This window comes from Streptomyces sp. URMC 124, from assembly GCF_051386455.1.
In the GTDB taxonomy this organism is placed as follows: Bacteria; Actinomycetota; Actinomycetes; order Streptomycetales; family Streptomycetaceae; genus Streptomyces.
In genome coordinates this window covers 40455-57033 of the sequence record NZ_JBPQTS010000004.1, presented here as the reverse complement: position 1 = coordinate 57033, position 16579 = coordinate 40455, and the positions used below count along the sequence as shown (strand labels likewise).

The 16579-nt window shown below is 72.6% G+C and carries 14 protein-coding genes; 6 read left to right on the top strand and 8 right to left on the bottom strand.

Features of this window, described 5'->3' with window-relative positions:
- The first annotated feature begins 30 nt into the window (after positions 1 to 30).
- On the top strand, positions 31 to 864 hold the full coding sequence (locus ACSNOG_RS01665; protein WP_436750680.1) for a transglutaminase-like domain-containing protein: 834 nt from the start codon (positions 31 to 33) through the stop codon (positions 862 to 864).
- Positions 865 to 909: 45 nt separating this feature from the next.
- On the opposite strand, the gene ACSNOG_RS01660 is transcribed toward ACSNOG_RS01665, so the two are convergent.
- The 8 genes from ACSNOG_RS01660 to ACSNOG_RS01625 all read right to left on the bottom strand — a co-directional run bounded on the left by ACSNOG_RS01660 (position 910) and on the right by ACSNOG_RS01625 (position 9055).
- The gene (locus ACSNOG_RS01660; protein ID WP_436750679.1) at positions 910 to 1557 is read right to left on the bottom strand and encodes a response regulator transcription factor; all 648 of its coding nucleotides are present in this window, start codon (positions 1555 to 1557) and stop codon (positions 910 to 912) included.
- Positions 1554 to 2786, bottom strand: a complete 1233-nt coding sequence (locus ACSNOG_RS01655; RefSeq protein ID WP_436750678.1) for a histidine kinase — start codon at positions 2784 to 2786, stop codon at positions 1554 to 1556. Before ACSNOG_RS01655 ends, ACSNOG_RS01660 begins: the two co-directional genes overlap by 4 nt.
- Before the next feature lie 35 nt (positions 2787 to 2821).
- Complete coding sequence (locus ACSNOG_RS01650; RefSeq protein WP_436750677.1) at positions 2822 to 3565, bottom strand: ABC transporter permease; 744 nt, start codon at positions 3563 to 3565, stop codon at positions 2822 to 2824.
- Positions 3562 to 4515 carry an ABC transporter ATP-binding protein gene (locus ACSNOG_RS01645; protein WP_436750676.1) on the bottom strand — a complete coding sequence of 318 codons (954 nt, stop codon included), beginning with the start codon at positions 4513 to 4515 and terminating at the stop codon, positions 3562 to 3564. The genes ACSNOG_RS01650 and ACSNOG_RS01645 overlap by 4 nt, the downstream gene beginning before the upstream one ends.
- A 154-nt stretch (positions 4516 to 4669) precedes the next feature.
- Positions 4670 to 7285: a hypothetical protein gene (locus ACSNOG_RS01640; protein ID WP_436750675.1), complete on the bottom strand. Its 2616-nt coding sequence runs from the start codon at positions 7283 to 7285 to the stop codon at positions 4670 to 4672.
- A 231-nt stretch (positions 7286 to 7516) separates the two neighbouring features.
- The gene (locus ACSNOG_RS01635; protein WP_436750674.1) at positions 7517 to 7897 is read right to left on the bottom strand and encodes a DUF6113 family protein; all 381 of its coding nucleotides are present in this window, start codon (positions 7895 to 7897) and stop codon (positions 7517 to 7519) included.
- Positions 7898 to 7902: 5 nt separating this feature from the next.
- Positions 7903 to 8796 (bottom strand): N-acetyl-1-D-myo-inositol-2-amino-2-deoxy-alpha-D-glucopyranoside deacetylase, encoded by an 894-nt coding sequence (gene mshB, locus ACSNOG_RS01630; protein WP_436750673.1) that lies wholly within the window; start codon positions 8794 to 8796, stop codon positions 7903 to 7905.
- 64 nt (positions 8797 to 8860) lie between these two features.
- Positions 8861 to 9055: a hypothetical protein gene (locus tag ACSNOG_RS01625; protein WP_030366139.1), complete on the bottom strand. Its 195-nt coding sequence runs from the start codon at positions 9053 to 9055 to the stop codon at positions 8861 to 8863.
- Positions 9056 to 9291: 236 nt separating this feature from the next.
- On the opposite strand from ACSNOG_RS01625, the gene ACSNOG_RS01620 reads away from it, so the two are divergent.
- The 5 genes from ACSNOG_RS01620 to ACSNOG_RS01600 all read left to right on the top strand — a co-directional run bounded on the left by ACSNOG_RS01620 (position 9292) and on the right by ACSNOG_RS01600 (position 16568).
- The gene (locus tag ACSNOG_RS01620; protein ID WP_436750672.1) at positions 9292 to 11436 is read left to right on the top strand and encodes a prolyl oligopeptidase family serine peptidase; all 2145 of its coding nucleotides are present in this window, start codon (positions 9292 to 9294) and stop codon (positions 11434 to 11436) included.
- Between the two features lie 253 nt (positions 11437 to 11689).
- A complete protein-coding gene (locus tag ACSNOG_RS01615; RefSeq protein ID WP_436750671.1) occupies positions 11690 to 12667 on the top strand; it encodes an ABC transporter permease in 978 nt (325 codons plus the stop codon).
- Positions 12668 to 12717: 50 nt separating this feature from the next.
- Entirely contained in the window at positions 12718 to 14538 is a 1821-nt protein-coding gene (locus ACSNOG_RS01610; RefSeq protein ID WP_436750670.1) for an ABC transporter substrate-binding protein, read from the top strand.
- Positions 14539 to 14556: 18 nt separating this feature from the next.
- On the top strand, positions 14557 to 15534 hold the full coding sequence (locus ACSNOG_RS01605; protein WP_436750669.1) for an ABC transporter permease: 978 nt from the start codon (positions 14557 to 14559) through the stop codon (positions 15532 to 15534).
- A gap of 17 nt (positions 15535 to 15551) precedes the next feature.
- Entirely contained in the window at positions 15552 to 16568 is a 1017-nt protein-coding gene (locus tag ACSNOG_RS01600; protein WP_436750668.1) for an ABC transporter ATP-binding protein, read from the top strand.
- Positions 16569 to 16579: the final 11 nt, after the last annotated feature.

Below are 16579 nucleotides of genomic sequence, written 5' to 3'. Positions count from 1 at the left end.
CGCACCATGGAAGGCGGAGGCGGAGGCACCATGAACGACACCACCGGACGGCAGCGGTTCGCGGACGCGGCACGCGAGACGCGGCCCGACCTCGCGCTGCTGTGCCTGCTGATCGCCGCCGAGGCCGACCCGGAGCCGGGCGAGGAAGCGATCGACGCCGCGCAGATAGAACTGGACCGGCTCGCCGGGCTGCTCCCCGCGCTGGGCCGGCAGGCCGCCCCGCGCCGCTGGGCGGAGGCGCTCGCGGAGCTCCTCGGCGAGCGGTGCGGCTTCCACGGCTCCCCGGCCGACTACCGGCGCCTGGAGTCCTCGCTGCTGACCGAGGTGCTCCGGCGGCGGCGCGGGCTGCCGATCCTGCTGTCCGTGGTGTGGATGGAGGTCGCGCGGCGCGCGGGAGCACCGGTGTACGGGGTGGCGCTGCCGGGCCACTTCGTCGTCGGCTTCGGCGATCCCGCCGGCGGGCACGCGCTGGCCGACCCCTTCGACGGCGGCCGGATCCTGTCCGAGGAGGAGGCGGGCCTGCTGGTCGCGGGCGCGACGGGCACCCCGATCGCCCCCTCGGCGTTCTCTCCCGCGGAGCCGGTGGAGATCGTGCTGCGCGTGCTGAACAACATCCGTGCCTGGGCCGCGGCCCGCCCCGAGCGCAGCGACGTCCAGCTGTGGGCCGTCGAGCTGTCCCTGCTGCTGCCCAGCCATCCGGCCAGGCTCCGCTACGAGCGCGCCGAGCTGCTCGTGGAGCGCGGTGACTTCGTGGCGGGCGCGCACGAGATGGAGGAGTACGCGGAGGTCATCGACGCCGTGGAGCCGACGGTCGCGGAGACGGTGCGCCGGCAGGCCCGGGCGGCCCGGGCGATGCTCAACTGACGGGCGCCGGGCGCACCGGCGCCGTCCCGACCGCCCGGAGCCCTCTCACAGCCAGCCCTTGTCCCGCGCGATCCGCACCGCTTCGGCGCGGTTGCGCGCGCCCGTCTTCTGGATGGCCGTGGAGAGGTAGTTGCGGACGGTCCCGTTCGACAGGTGCAGCGCTCTGGCCAGTTCGGCGTTGGTCGAGCCGTCGGCGGAGGCCCGCAGCACCGCCCGCTCGCGGTCGGTCAGCGGGTTGGCGCCCTCGGCGAGGGCGGCCGCCGCGAGGGTGGGGTCGATGACGCGCTCGCCGCGCAGCACGCGGCGCAGGGCGTCCGCGAGCTGGGCCGCGGGCGCGTCCTTGACGAGGAAGGCCTCGGCGCCGGACTCCATCGCCCGGCGCATGTAGCCCGGGCGCCCGAAGGTCGTGAGGATCACGACCTTGAGGTCCGGCAGCTCGCGGTGGAGCAGGGCGGCCGCGTCGAGGCCCGTCATCCCGGGCATCTCGATGTCGAGGAGGGCCACGTCCAGGTCGTGGGCGCGGGCGGCGTCGAGGACCTCGTCCCCCCGGGAGACCTGGGCGACGACTTCGATGTCGTCCTCCAGGCCGAGCAGCGCCGCCAGCGCCTCCCTGACCATGGACTGGTCCTCCGCGAGGAGGACTTTGATGAGGCGTCGGCCGGCCGGATCGGCGGGGTGGTGCTGGTCTGTCACGACGACAGGGTAGGCCGCTCCGGGGCGAGGCTGCGCGAGAGAGGGACGAATGCGCGCAAGCGGAAGCCGCCGCGCGGGCCGGGGCCGGTCTCCAGACGGCCCTCGGCGAGCGCGAGCCGTTCGGACAGGCCCGTCAGGCCGTTGCCGGGAGGGCCGCCCCGGGGGCCGCGGCCGTTGTCGGCGACGGTCAGGCAGAGTTCGTCGCCCTCTTCCTCGGTCAGCGTGATCTCGCAGCGGCGCGCGGCGCTGTGCCGCACCACGTTGGTCACCGCCTCCCGCAGGGCCCAGGCCAGCGCACCCTCCTCGTCGGGCGGCAGGTCGGGGTGGCCGGTGCCGGCGCGGGAGACGTCGGCGGCGATGCCGGCCGCGGCCAGGGCCGTCCGGGCGCCGGCCAGCTCGGCCTCCAGGGTGGGGCGGCGGAAGCCGCTCACCGCCTCCCGCACGTCCACCAGGGCCTGGCGGCTGACGCGCTCGATGTCGGCGACCTGCTGGGCCGCCTGCTCGGGCCGCTCGGGCAGCATCCGCCCGGCCAGCTCGCTCTTGAGCGTGATGAGCGAGAGGGAGTGGCCGAGGAGGTCGTGCAGGTCGCGGGCGAGGCGCAGCCGTTCCTCGTTGGCGGCGAGGTGGGCGACCGTGGCGCGGGCCTCGCGCAGCGCGCGGGCGGTCATGGCCATCTGACGCACCCCCACCATCGCGAAGCCGCCGAGCAGCGCCGGGATGATGAGGGCGGCCAGGTACTCGGGGGCGCCGGGCGTCATCGCGCCGAGTCCCGCCAGCACCCCCGTGGCCAGCGGAATCACGACGCGGGACAGCTTCGTCGGCAGGACCGCGCCGGAGGCGACGCAGACGTAGACGAAGAGGACGAGCCAGGCGCCCCCGAGGGTGAGGGTCAGCGCGGTCGCGAGCGACATCAGCGCGGCGAGCGCGCCGAGCACGCGGGCGCGCTCCAGGGGGCGGGACGTGTGCCGGAAGACCAGGGCGAGGTAGCCGACGACGAAGACCGTGAAGCCCATGCCGCCGATGACGTCGGCGGTCAGGGTGTGGTGGTCGCCGAGGAGGTCCTCGACGGGGGCCGCCATGTAGGCGAACCAGATGGCGATCCAGATGAGCTTGATGATCACCTGGCGGCGGTTCTCGGGCTCCATGCCGATGCCGATGGTGTACGACGGGTCGTCGTGGACCTCCATGGCGGCGCGCCACGGGTTCCAGCGCCGGAGTCGTGCTGCCATGTCCTGCCTGTCTTCCTGGTCTTCCGGGGTCGCGCTCAGGACTTGCGGGTGTCCTTGCGGTACAGCCAGGCTGCCATGCCGGCGAACACCAGCAGGTAGAGGGCCAGGAGCGCCACGTGCTTCGCCTCGGGGGCGTGCGCCTGCTCGATCGACCGGCCGAGACCGGCGTACGCGTAAGTGGGCGTCCACTCCGCGACCTTCTGCAGCCACGTCGGGAAGGTGGTGGTCGGCATCCACAGGCCGCCGAGCATCGACAGCGCGAAGTAGATGATCATCGTGATGGGGCGGACGGCGTCGCCCGTGGCGAGGTAGCCGACGGCCACGCCGAGCGCGGCGAAGACGATGCTGCCGGCCCAGATGGCGCCCACGAGCGCGAACCACTGCCAGGCGGCGTCCATCCGGACGTCCTTGACGAGCGCGGCGACCAGGAAGACCACGAGGATCGAGGGGAGGGAGACCACGGCGGCGGAGGCGACCTTGGCGGTCACGTAGCCGCGGCCGGGCAGGGCGGTCAGGCGCAGCTGGCGCACCCAGCCCTTCTCGCGCTCCTTGGCGATCCGCTCGCTGTTGCCGACGAGGACGGCGGTGATGGCGCCGAAGGAGGCCATGGAGACCATCATCAGCAGCGGCAGCGTCAGCCCGGTGCCCTCGACGATCTCGGTGCTGCTGGCGCCGCCCGCGATCAGCAGGTAGAGGCCGGCGGGGTAGATCACCGAGAAGAACATGAACTTCTTGTTGCGCAGGGTGCGCGCGATCTCGAGCTTGATCAGGGTGTTCATACGGCCGCCTCCTCGGCGGTGGCAGCGTCGGTGATGGCGATGAAGGCCTGCTCCAGGCCGAGCCCCGCGACCTCCAGGTTGCGCGGGTAGAGGCCGAGCCCGTAGAGGGCGTGGACCGTGGCGTCGGCGTCGTGCGACTGGATGCGCACCGTGCGCCCGGATACCTCCAGGGAGGCCAGGAACGGCAGCTCGCGCAGGGCGGCCTCGCCGATGTGCCCGTCCAGGTCGAAGACGATCCGGCGGGCGCCGGCCTTCGCCTTGATCTCGGCGGCCGAGCCGTCCGCGAGGACGCGCCCGCGGTGCAGCACGATCACGCGGTCGGCGATGGCGTCGGCCTCTTCGAGGTAGTGCGTGGCGAAGAGGATGGCGCGGCCGGCGCGGGCCTGCTCGCGCATCACGCCCCAGAACGCCTGGCGGGCGGAGACGTCCATGCCGGTCGTGGGCTCGTCCAGCACGATGAGCTCGTTGGCGCCGGCCGTCGCGAGCGCGAAGCGCACCCGCTGCTCCTGGCCGCCGGAGAGCTTGTTGACCTGACGGTCGGCTATCTCGGTGAGATCGGCGGCGGCGAGCACCTGGTCGACGGGGTAGCGACGGGGGTGCAGATCGCAGCCGAGCTTGACGATCTCGCGGACGGTGACGTCCTCCATCAGGCCGCCGGACTGCAGCATGGCGCCGACCTTGCCCTGGGCGATGGCCTGCTGCGGCGTGGTGCCGAAGAGCTCCACCCGGCCCGCGTCGGGGTTCCTCAGCCCGAGGAGCAGGTCGAGGGTGGAGGACTTGCCGGCGCCGTTGGGGCCGAGCAGGGCGACGGTCTCGCCCGGGTAGAGCTGAAGGTCCAGATCAGCCACGGCACGCACCGCGCCGTAGCTCTTGCTGACGTTCTCGAAACTGACCACGGGGGCGCCGGTGCGGCGCCCGTCCCCCGTGTGCGTAACTGCTGTGGTGGTCATGTCCACCATCCTGGCCGGTCGGCGGGGGCCGGCGGCAGTGTCAGCCGTACGGTCCTGACCATGACAGATGTCATGGTGCCGCGACAGGAGTGAGCCCCCCGTGCCACGGGGGCACGGGGGGCACGCACGACCTGCGGGCGGGCCGCCCGCCGGCTCAGCTGCCGTTGAGCGGGATGACCCCGATCCGCTCGGCGGGCGTCTTGCCCATGAGCGCCTTGCGCAGGGCCCCCACCACGTCCTGCGGGGTGACCTCCGTCTTGGTGCCGTTGCCGCGCTGGATGAGGACGCCCTTGAACGCGGTGCCGTACAGCTCCTTGACCGCTTCGAGGTCGTAGTTCTCGACGAGCTTGCCGCCGACCTCCTTGACGCCCAGGATCTTCGGCAGCGAGCGCTCGGGGCCGAACTGGATCTTGTGCAGCGGGTCGGTCTGCACGGTCACCAGGCCGGACATCGCCGGCTTCGCGAACTCCTTCATCATCCGGTCGACCTCGGCGTTGCTCACCTTCGGCTGCTGGTTCGCGCTCGGCAGCGCCACGGTGGTCTCCTGACCGGTGGCGGCGCGGTCCTTGTACGCCTTGGCGACGGCGTCGACGCCCTGGTCGCCGTCGATGCCCTGGTACGGCTTGCCGTAGACCGGCACGGCCTTGCCCGGCTCGAACTTGATCGTGCCTTCCGTGGCCGCGCCCGACTCGCCCGCGAGCGTCTTGAGCGCCGCCGCGATCTTCTCCTCGTCGGCGACGATCACGGGGTCGGCCTTGCGCGTGCCGCCGATGAGCGAGGGGATGACGGTCAGCGGGTTGTAGTCCCGGCCGGCCGCCGCGCGCACCGTGGCCTGGGTGTCGATCGACAGCCCCGCCACGGACGGCTTCAGCTCCGTCTGCTTGCCGCCGATGGAGACCTTCAGCGGCTTGGTGGCACGGTCGCCGAGCGCGGAGTCGAGCTTCTGGACGGCCTGCTCCTTGGAGGAGCCGCCGATGTTCACCCCGAGCACGGTGGTGCCGTTGGGCACGTCCGCGTGGTCGAGCAGCAGCCCGGCGCCGTACGCGACACCGGCCAGGCCGACGACCGCGCCGCCCAGCAGCACGAGCTTGGAGCGGCCCTTCTTCTTCGGCTTGGCCTTCGCGGGCGCGCTCTTCGCCGGGGCCTTGGGAACCGCTCCCTTGGCCGGGGGCGGCGGGACGGCCGGTCCGGCGCCGGGGCCCGGCACCTTGGGCTTGGGCACGGCGATCCGCGGCGCACCGCTGTCCACGGGCTTCTTGGCCTGCGCGGCACCGCCCGGACCGGGCGGCGGTACGGCGGGCACACCGCCGACGAGCGTCGCGCCGCCGGCCTGGGCGCCGGCCGCGGGGGCCTTGGGGCCGCCCTTCTTGCCGCCCTTGCCCTTGGCGCCCTTGCCGCCCTTGGGCGCCTGGGGAGCTATGCCGGGCGCCGTCGCGGCGGCCCCGGCGGCGGACTGCGCGCCGACGGGCGGCGCGGGCACGCGGGGCACGCCCTCGTGCGGGGTGTCCGTACGCCCGGCGCCACCGCCGGCGGGGGCGAACGGCGCCGCGGTGCCCTGGCCCATGGCGGGCGCGGGGAACTGCTGCGTGCTCTCCGGCTCGGTCCACTGCGTGCTCGTGCTCGGGGGCGTGCCCGGAGCCTGCATGATGCCCAGCGGGTCGGTGCTCACGGGCTGGTCGGCCCAGGAGCCGTTGCCCGGAGCGGGCGGCTGCGGCATCGAACCGGTCGTCTGCGCGTCGCCCGGCCACGGCGTGGAGGCCGTGGCCGAGGGGCCGGCCGGCCAGTCGTCGACGGGGGCCGCGGGAGCGGAGGAGGCCGACGGGCCGCCCGGCCAGTCGTCCTGCGCACCGCGGCGCTGCGCCCTGCCACCGGAGGGCGCGCCGTTGCCGGCCGCGCCGGGTACGCCCGCGCCACCGGGCACACCGGCACCCGGGATGTCGTTCATGCCCGTGTTCATACCCGGGTTCGCGCCCGCGTCCCACGAGGTCGCCCCCGTGGTCGAAGAGCCTCCCGGCCAGTCGTCCTCCGCGCCGCGGCGCGGCGCCGGGGCGCCCGCCTGGCGGGCGCCGCTCTGCGTGGTGTCGCGCTGCCAGCCGTTGCCCGGGGCGGGCGGCTGCGGCATCGAACCGGTCGTCTGCGCGTCACCCGGCCACGGCGCACCGCCCGCGGGCGCACCCATGGCCTGACCCGCGGGGGGAGCCTGGGGGGCGTTGCGCGGACCGGAGTGCTGCGGGACGCCGGGGGCCTGGGCACCGCCCTGCGGCACGCCCGCGCCGGCAGCGCCTGCAGCGCCGCCCGGGGCCGCGGAACGGCGGGTCGCCGGACCGCCCGCGGGTGCGGGGCCGCCGGACTTGCGCGGAGCGAACCAGTCGCTGGCCTTCTCGCCCTTGGCGCCCTGGTCCTTGTCGCCGGGGCGGTCCTGCGGCTTGCGGCCGGGCGGCGTGGTCGGGGCGGGACGGCGCGGCAGTTCGGCCTTGCGCTCGCCCGCCGGGGCACCTCCCGCCGGAGCGGCCGGCTTGGCGGGCGCGCTCGCGGGCGCGGCCTCGCCGTCGACGGGCGTGCGCATGATGACCGGCGGGATGGGCCGCGAGCCCGGGATGTTGATGCGGATCCGCGTCGTCAGCGTGGTCTCGGTCTTGGGCTCTTCCGGCCTGGAGGCGGCGGCCCCGCGGGCCTGCTCCTCACTGCCGTACGGAGGGGTCCCGGACGGGTAGGCGGCGCCACCGCGCCCCTGGGGCCCGGAGGACGAACTGTCAGATTCACGGCTCAAAGCAGGTTCTCCCGGTTAGCTCCGCCGCCCGTCATGACCTCGCTCGGGCGGCTCGGCGGCGCGCACCACCATACTGGGCACCGCGCACGCTCACTTGACGACCGCCGGTTCACGCCGGCGGACGGGAGCGCGCTGCGTGGCCGCGCGCCGTCGGCCCGTCACGGGACAAGTCCGGCAGATACCGGATGACCTGCTAGGGAGCCGAACGACACTCAGGCAGAAATCGTCACGTCACTTGCCAAGTCGGACCGAAGGTCCGTCCGGTTGCGGCAATTTCGGGACAGTGGCGCACATCACAGCCAGCGCCATCCCGCCCAGCAGGAAGACGTACGCACCGATTCCGGCGCCGAAGAAGAAGTCGCCCTCGGGCCGGGAGCTGGTCATCAGGAGCACGGCGACGAGCCAGCCGCCGCCCGCAACCGCACCGCCGGCGCGGGTGCCGGTGAGCGTCACCGCGCCGTAGCTGAGGCCCGCGACGGCGAGCAGGGCCAGCGACAGACCGCCGGGGAACCAGCCGCCCTGCGTGAGCGCACCGGCGAGGCCCGTCGCGGCGCCGAGGACGAACAGGCCGGCGAACGCGGCGATACGCCCGGCGGTCAGAGGTGCGGTCATACCGGTCACGCGTCCACCCCGGCGAACAGGTCGTCCTCGCGGGGGCCGGCGGCCACGCCGCGGACGAGCCTGTAGTACTCGTCGGCGAGGATCGGCTGGCCCAGGTCGTTGGAGAGCGCGAAGAACGGGCCGTCCACGGCGATCTGAGTGGCGTGCGCCCGCATCGCCGCGGCCTTGGCCTCGGCGTGACCGGCGGTCGCGATGGCGGCCGTCACCTCGTCGTCGGGGACGACGCCCGGCACGTCGGCCGGGGAGGCGATGCCCGGGAAGGGGAACTCGCGGCCCGCGGCGCGCAGCCGCGCGAAGCCCTCCTCCACGACGGACAGCGGCACGCAGTTCCAGTAGACCTTCGCGATCTCGTGGGGGTCGCCCAGGTCGCGGCGGAAGGCCGGCTCGCCCGCGAGCTCCGCGGCGCGCATCGCGACGCGGTGCGCCTGGATGTGGTCGGGGTGGCCGTAACCGCCGTCGGGGTCGTAGGTGACGAGCACCTGCGGACGGACCTCGCGAATCACCTCAACGAGGGACGCGGCCGCCTCGTCCACGTCCGCCCGCCAGAAGCATCCGGGGTGGTCGTTCTGCGGCGCGCCCATCATTCCCGAGTCCCGGTAGCGCCCGGGGCCACCCAGGAAGCGGTGGTCGGTGACGCCGAGCTCCTTCATGGCGGCCGCCAGCTCACCGGCACGGAAGGGCCCGAGGGCGTCCTCCCGGTCGGCGGCGAGGTGGGCCAGCTCCGCCGGGATCACCTCGCCCTCCTCGCCGAGTGTGCAGGTCACGAGGGTGACGTGGGCCCCTTCGGCCGCGTACTTGGCCATGGTCGCGCCATTGTTGATGGATTCGTCGTCCGGGTGCGCGTGCACCAGGAGGAGCCGGCGACCCGGCAGGAAGGAGCTGTCGGTCATGGGACCAGCCTACGAGTCCCGCGGGCCCGGCGGAGCCCCGCCCGCGGACCCGGGGCGGACGCCCTCAGAACTTGATGTTGCTGATCACGTCGGTGGCGCTCTTGGTGACCTGGTGGATCGTCGGCCCGAGGGACGAGCTCGCCAGATAGAACCCCAGCAGGACGCAGACCGCTGCGTGACCGGCCTTCAGCCCGGACTTCCGGCACAGCATGAAGACGACGATCGCCAGCAGCACCACCGCCGAAATCGAGAGTGCCACGGCGGTTCACCTCCAGATACGCGCGGTTGGACGGATGACACACGACAACGAGCGAGAACAAGAACGACAAAACGCTGAACGGGCAGGGCGAACGGGGTGGAGCGGTTGTCACGCGAGACTCATCAGCTATGCGTCCGTGATCATAACTTTCCGGAGCGTCACCCAGCACTGGGTGCACGGGGGCAATTCCGGGGCGCACGACGGATTCTCGCCGCCTCGCCCGTAGGCTCGGCGGCATGACCGGACAAGTCTCCTTCCCGCGACAGTACGCGCGCACGCAGCGCTTCTCGCTCGGCGCGCCGCGCTCGTTCACGGTGTCACCCGACGGCTCGCGTGTCGTCTTCATCCGCTCGCGTTCCGGGACCGACCGGACGGGCGTGTTGTGGGTCCTCGACCCCGCGGACGGCAGGGAGTTCCCCGCCGCCGACCCGTCCGTCCTGCTGGCCGGGGCCGGAGAGGAGCTGTCGGCCGAGGAGAAGGCCCGGCGGGAGCGGCTGCGCGAGGGTTCGGCGGGCGTCGTGGGCTACGCCGTGGACAGCGCGGTGGAGTTGGCGGCGTTCACCCTCTCGGGTCGCCTGTTCGTGGCGGAGCTGCGCGGCGGCACCGCCCGTGAACTGGCCGTTCCTGGCCCGGTCGCCGACCCGAGGCCCTCTCCCGACGGGCGCCGGGTCGCCTATGTCTCGGGCGGCGCGCTGCGCGTCGTGGACGTGGAGCCGGCGGCGGGCGGAACGTCCGGCGCGAGCGGGGACCGGGTCCTGGCCGAGCCGGACGCACCCACGGTGACCTGGGGGCTCGCGGAGTTCGTGGCGGCCGAGGAGATGGATCGCCACCGCGGCTTCTGGTGGGCCCCGGACGGGGAGTCGCTGCTGGCGGCGCGGGTGGACGACGCCCCCGTGCGGCGCTGGTGGATCGCCGACCCGGCCAACCCCGGCAGCCGGCCCGCGGAGGTGGCCTACCCGGCGGCGGGCACGCCCAACGCCGAGGTGACGCTCTCGCTGCTGGGCCTGGACGGGTCCCGCACGGACGTGCGGTGGGACCGCGCGCGCCATCCGTACCTGGCGCGCGTGCACTGGTCCGCGGGCGGCCCTCCGCTGCTGCTGGTGCAGAGCCGCGACCAGCGCGACCAGGCGTATCTCACCGTGGACACCGGGACGGGCACCACGAGCGTGCTCCACGAAGAGCAGGACGCAAAGTGGCTTGAACTGTTCCCCGGTGTTCCCGCCTGGTCCGCCGACGGGCGCCTGGTGCGCGTCAGCGACGAGGACGGCTCGCGGGCCCTGGTGGTCGGCGACCGCACGCTGACCGGAAGCCGGCTGCACCTGCGCGCGGTGCTCGACGTCGGCGACGACGACGTGCTGGTCTCCGCGTCGGCGGGGGCGGGCGCGCAGGAGCCGGAGACCGGGGAGACGCACGTCTACCGGGTGAGCGAGCGGGGCGTGCAGCGCGTCTCGCAGGAGCGCGGCTGGCACTCGGCCGTGCGCTCGGGGGCGGTCACCGTCCTGGTGTCGGCGGTACCGGAGCGCGCGGGGGCCACCGCCCGGGTCCTGCGCGACGGCGCGGAAACGACCGGCGTGACCTCGTATGCCGAAGCGCCGGTGCTCACCTCGCGCGCACGGCTCACCGAGGCGGGCGCGCGCCGGATCCCGTGCGCCGTACTCCTTCCGACGGGCTACGCGGAGGGCGACGGACCGCTTCCGGTCCTCATGGACCCCTACGGCGGTCCGCACGGCCCGCGCGTGGTCGCCGGGCACAACGCCCACCTGACCTCGCAGTGGTTCGCCGACCAGGGCTTCGCCGTGGTCGTCGCCGACGGCCGGGGCACCCCGCACCGCTCCCCCGCCTGGGAGAAGGCGGTCCACGAGGACTTCGCCGGCGTCACCCTGGACGACCAGGTCGAGGCCCTGCGGGCGCTGGCCGCGGACTTCCCCCTGGACCTGGGCCGGGTGGGCATCCGCGGCTGGTCCTACGGCGGCTATCTCGCGGCGCTGGCCGTGCTGCGCCGCCCGGACGTCTTCCACGCGGCCGTCGCGGGCGCCCCGGTGACCGACTGGCGGCTGTACGACACGCACTACACCGAGCGCTACCTCGGCCTGCCGGAGGAGAAGCCGAAGGTGTACGCCCGCAACTCGCTGGTCACCGACGACGGTCTGGCGGAGGCCGCCGGCCCGGTCCGGCCGCTGATGATCGTCCACGGTCTGGCCGACGACAACGTGGTCGCGGCGCACACCCTGCGGCTGTCCTCGGCGCTGCTCGCGGCGGGCCGGCCGCACGAGGTGCTGCCGCTGTCGGGCGTGACGCACATGACCCCGCAGGAGCAGGTCGCGGAGAACCTCCTGCTGCTCCAAGTGGACTTCCTCAAGCGGTCCCTGGGCATGGCCTGACCCTTCGCGCTGCTGCCGCCGACGCTCGTGCGCGGTGTGCCCGGCACCCCGGCCGGGCACGCCGCGTCAAGCACGCCGCGTCGTCGATCCGTCGTCGATCCGCTCAACGTTCGCTCAAGAAGTGCCGCCCGTCCCCTCCGGGTGGGCCGCACTCTTGACTGCGCTGTGAATCCGTTGCGAAAGTCCGCTCAACCCACTGCGCGCGCCCCGCGTCCGCGGTGGGTTCGACGACGACAGTGCGGGGGATTACGCGATGACGAGTTCCTCCCCGGCCCCGGTGGCGCATCCGGAACCGGTCGGCAGATCACCCGGACAGCTGATGCGGCGGCGCTTCAAACGCGACCGTCCGGGTGTCGTCTCGGCCTGCGTGGTGACGTTCTTCTTCCTCGTCGCGCTGGCGGCGCCGCTGATCTCGAAGCTCTACGGCAGGAACCCGACGGAGACCTACGGGCTGAACGAGCCGGGCCTGCTCAATGAGTTCGGGTATCCGGTCAAGCCCAACGGCGGCATTTCGGGAAGCTTCTGGTTCGGCATCGAACCCACCCTCGGCCGGGACGTCCTGACCCAGCTGGTCTACGGGATCCGTACGTCCCTGCTCATCGCCGCGGCCGCCACGGTCCTGTGCGTCGTGACCGGTGTGCTCATCGGCGTCACGGCCGGGTATCTGGGCGGCCGGACCGACTATCTGCTCGGCCGCTTCATCGACTTGCTGCTGGCCTTCCCGAGCCAGCTGTCGTTCATCGCCTTCACCCCGGTCGTCTATTCGCTCTTCGTGAGCCCGGAGAAGGAGACCCCGACCTATCTGCGGGTGCTGACGCTGATCCTCGTGCTGTGGGTGCTGGGCTGGATGGGCCTCGCGCGGCTGCTGCGCGGGCAGGTGCTGAGCCTGCGGGAAAGGGAGTTCGTCGAGGCCGCGCGGGTCACCGGCGCCTCGCCCTGGCGGATCATCAGCAAGGAGCTGCTGCCCAACCTCTGGACGCCCATCCTGGTGCAGTCCACGCTGATGCTGCCCAGCTTCGTGACCATCGAGGCCGGGCTGTCCTTCATCGGCGTCGGCATCGTGGAGCCCACGCCGGACTGGGGCCGGATGTTCGCCAACGGCGCCCACTACTACGAGAGCGACATCACCTACATCTTCTTCCCCGGCCTCGCGATGATCGTTTTCGTGGTCGCCTTCAACCTGCTCGGGGACTCGGTCCGGGACGCCTTCGACCCGCGGACCGGACGCTGAGGACGTGCACACAGGAACCGCCGACGACGGACAGGCAGGTGCATCGACCCATGACGCCCACGACGAAGCCCGCCACGGGACCCCTCCGCTCCAGAGGCCGCCTCGCGCCCGCGGCGGCCGCCCTGGCCTCCGGCGCCCTCGTGCTCTGCGCGTGCAGCAGCGGAGGCGGCGGGGGCGGGGGTGACAAGACCGCGGGGCCCGGCACGGACAAGAACGCCTCCGCCAACTTCTCGATCGGCACCAAGGAGGACTCGGCGGGCCCGGCCCCCGAGGTGTCCGGCGCGAAGAAGGGCGGCACCGTCGGCGTCCTGCAGCGCGACGCCTTCGTGCACCTGGACCCCGGGCAGATCTACTACAACGACATGCTCGCCAACCAGATGCTCTACAACCGCTCGCTCACCTCGTACAAGGTGGACGACTCCGGCCGGGTCAAGGTCGTCGGCGACCTCGCGACCGACGCGGGCACCTCCTCCGACGGCGGGAAGACCTGGAAGTTCACCCTCAAGGACGGGCTGAAGTTCGAGGACGGCTCGCCGATCACCTCCAAGGACGTGCGCTGGGGCGTCGAACGGCTCTACGCCGACTTCGAGACCGACGGCCCGCAGTACATCCCGCAGTGGCTCTCCGGCGACGGCACGTCCTTCCGCAAGGCGCTGCCCGACGGCCCGTACAAGGGCGCGCACCTGCCCGCGTCCGTGCTGGACACCCCGGACGACAAGACGATCGTCTTCCACTTCCGTCAGCCGCACGCCGACACCCCCTTCGCCACCGCCATGCCGAACATCGGCGCGGTCAAGGCGGAGAAGGACACCCAGCGCAAGTACGACAACGCCCCCTTCGCCTCCGGCCCGTACAAGGTCGGCGAGTACAAGGTCGGCAAGTCGCTGACGCTCCTGCGCAACGAGCACTGGGACGCGAAGACCGACCCGATCCGGCACCAGTACGCCGACCGCTTCGAGATCAGCTTCGGCCACCAGTACGCGGACTCCACGCGCCGCTACCTCGCCGACCAGGGCGCCGACAAGAACACCCTGTCGTTCTCCAACGCCGTCGCCCCGGAGATGACCGAGAAGGTCCTCGGCCAGGCCGACACCAAGGCGCGCCGGTTCGTGGAGATCCAGCCGTACGTGGACTACATCAGCTTCAACATGGACCGGCTCAAGGACGTGAACGTCCGCAAGGCGCTCGCCTACGCGATGCCCAACGGGCAGATCCTCCAGCAGAACGGCGGCGCGACCGCCGGGGTGCTCGCCACCAACTTCCTCTCCCCCGCCATGGACGGCTACCGGCCGACCGACCCCTTCGGGAAGAAGGCCAAGCCGGCCGGCGACCCGGACAAGGCCCGCGAGCTGCTCAAGGCGGCCGGCAAGGAGGGCCAGGAGATCGTCTACGCCTACGCCAACACCGACATCCAGCAGAAGGTCTCCGTGGTCGTCACCCAGGCCCTGGAACGGGCGGGCTTCAAGGTGCAGAAGAAGGAGATCGACTCCAACACCTGGCGCACCGCGATCGCCGAGGTGAAGAACAAGTTCGACATCTACCGCACCTCGTGGGGCGCGGACTGGCCCGTCGCCTCGACCGTCGTGCCGCCCCTCTTCGACGGCCGGCAGATCGCCGACGGCTCCCAGAACTACGCCCACCTCGACAACCCGGCCGTCAACAAGGAGGTCGACCGGATCAACGCGATCCCGGACGTGAAGAAGGCGGCGCCCGAGTGGCAGAAGCTCGCCGACAAGATCTTCACCGAGGACGTGCCGGGCGTGCCGACCTTCTACAACACCCAGTTCTCCCTGTGGGGCTCGAACCTGGGCGGGGTCCGCTACCAGCCGGTCTACGGGACCGTCGACCCGACCGGCGTCTACGTCAAGTAACGGCCCGGACGGCGGACCATGCTGCGCTTCCTCGCGCGCCGCTCGCTCGGCGCCCTCGTCATCATCGTGCTGATCAGCGCGATCACCTTCGCCCTGTTCTTCGCGCTGCCCTCCCAGCCGGCCCTGATGTCCTGCGGCAAGAACTGCACCCCGGACGCCCTCGCCCTGATCAACAAGAACCTCGGCCTGGACGATCCGGTCCCCGTGCAGTACTGGCACTACATGGCGGGCATCTTCACCGGCCGCGACTTCAGCGTCGGCCACTGCCCGGCGCCCTGCTTCGGCTACTCCTTCTCCAACCAGCAGCCCGTGTGGGGCACCATCGTGGACCGCTTCCCCACGACCCTGTCCATCACGCTCGGCGGGGCCGCCGTCTTCCTCGTCGTCGGCGTCGGCATCGGCATGATCGCCGCCGCCTTCCGCGGGACCTGGATCGACAAGTTCTTCAGCTCCCTGTCCCTCGTCGGCAACGCCCTGCAGATCTACTTCGTCGGCGTCATCGCCCTGGCCGTGCTCGTCAGCGGGCTGCACTGGATGGACAACCCGGCCTACCACCCGATCACCGAGGACCCGGTGAAGTGGTTCACCGGCATGCTCATCCCCTGGCTGGTGCTGTCCATCATCTTCATCGCCAACTACAGCCGCATGACGCGCTCCCAGATGATCGAGCAACTCGGCGAGGACCACGTGCGCGCGGCCCGCGCCAAGGGGCTCGGGCGGCGCGCCGTCTTCTTCCGCTACGCCTGGCGGGGCGCGCTCGCGCCCATCGTCACCATCTTCGGCATCGACCTCGGCTCGCTCTTCGGCGGCGCGATCATCACCGAGTTCACCTTCAGCCTGCACGGCCTGGGCCGGCTCGCGGTGTCCTCGGTGAGCGAGACCGACCTGCCGACCCTCATGGCGGTGATGCTCGTCGGCTGCACGGCGATCGTCGTCGCCAACATCGTGGTGGACGCCGCCTACGCCGTCATCGACCCGCGCGTGCGGCTCGCCTAGCCGTCAGGAGAACGCCGTTGCCCCCCTTCCTCTCCGTGCGCGACCTGTACGTGCGCTTCGCCACCGAGGACGGCACCGTACGGGCCGTCGACGGCCTGTCCTTCACCCTGGAGCGCGGCCGCACGCTCGGCATCGTCGGCGAGTCCGGCTCCGGGAAGTCCGTCACCAACCTCGCCGTCCTCGGCCTGCACGACCCGCGCACCACCGAGATCAGCGGCGAGGTGCTGCTGGACGGGCAGGAGCTGACCGGGGCGCCGGAATCCGTCCTGGAGAAGCTGCGCGGGAACAAGGTGGCGATGGTCTTCCAGGACTCGCTCACCGCGCTCTCCCCGTACTACACCGTCGGGCGGCAGATCGCCGAGCCGTACCGCAAGCACACCGGCGCCTCCCGGCGGGAGGCCCGGCTGCGGGCGGTCGAGATGCTGCGCCGGGTCGGCATCACCGACCCGGCGCTGCGCGTGGACGACTACCCCCACCAGTTCTCCGGCGGGATGCGCCAGCGCGCGATGATCGCGATGGCGCTGGTCTGCGACCCCGAGCTGCTCATCGCCGACGAACCGACGACCGCGCTCGACGTCACCGTGCAGGCCCAGATCCTCGACCTGCTCAAGGAGCTCCAGCAGCAGACCGGTGCGGCCATCGTCCTCGTCACCCACGACCTGGGCGTCGTCGCCGGCACCGTGGACGACCTGCTGGTGATGTACGCCGGGCGGGCCGTCGAGAGGGGGCCGGTGCGCGAGGTGCTGCGGGCGCCCCGGCATCCGTACACCTGGGGGCTGCTGGGCTCCATGCCCCGGCTCTCCTCCGACGTCGAGCAGCCGCTCACCCCCATCCCGGGCACCCCGCCCAGCCTGCTCGCCCCGCCGCCCGGCTGTCCCTTCCACCCGCGCTGCGCGTACGCCGCCGACGTCGCGGACGACCGCTGCCGCACGGAACGGCCGTCGCTGCCGCCCGGCCGGGGGGCGGCCTGCCACCTCGGGGAGGAGCTGCAGCGCAGCGTGTTCGCGGAGCAGATCCGACCCCGGCTCGGCTGAGGAGTGCCCAC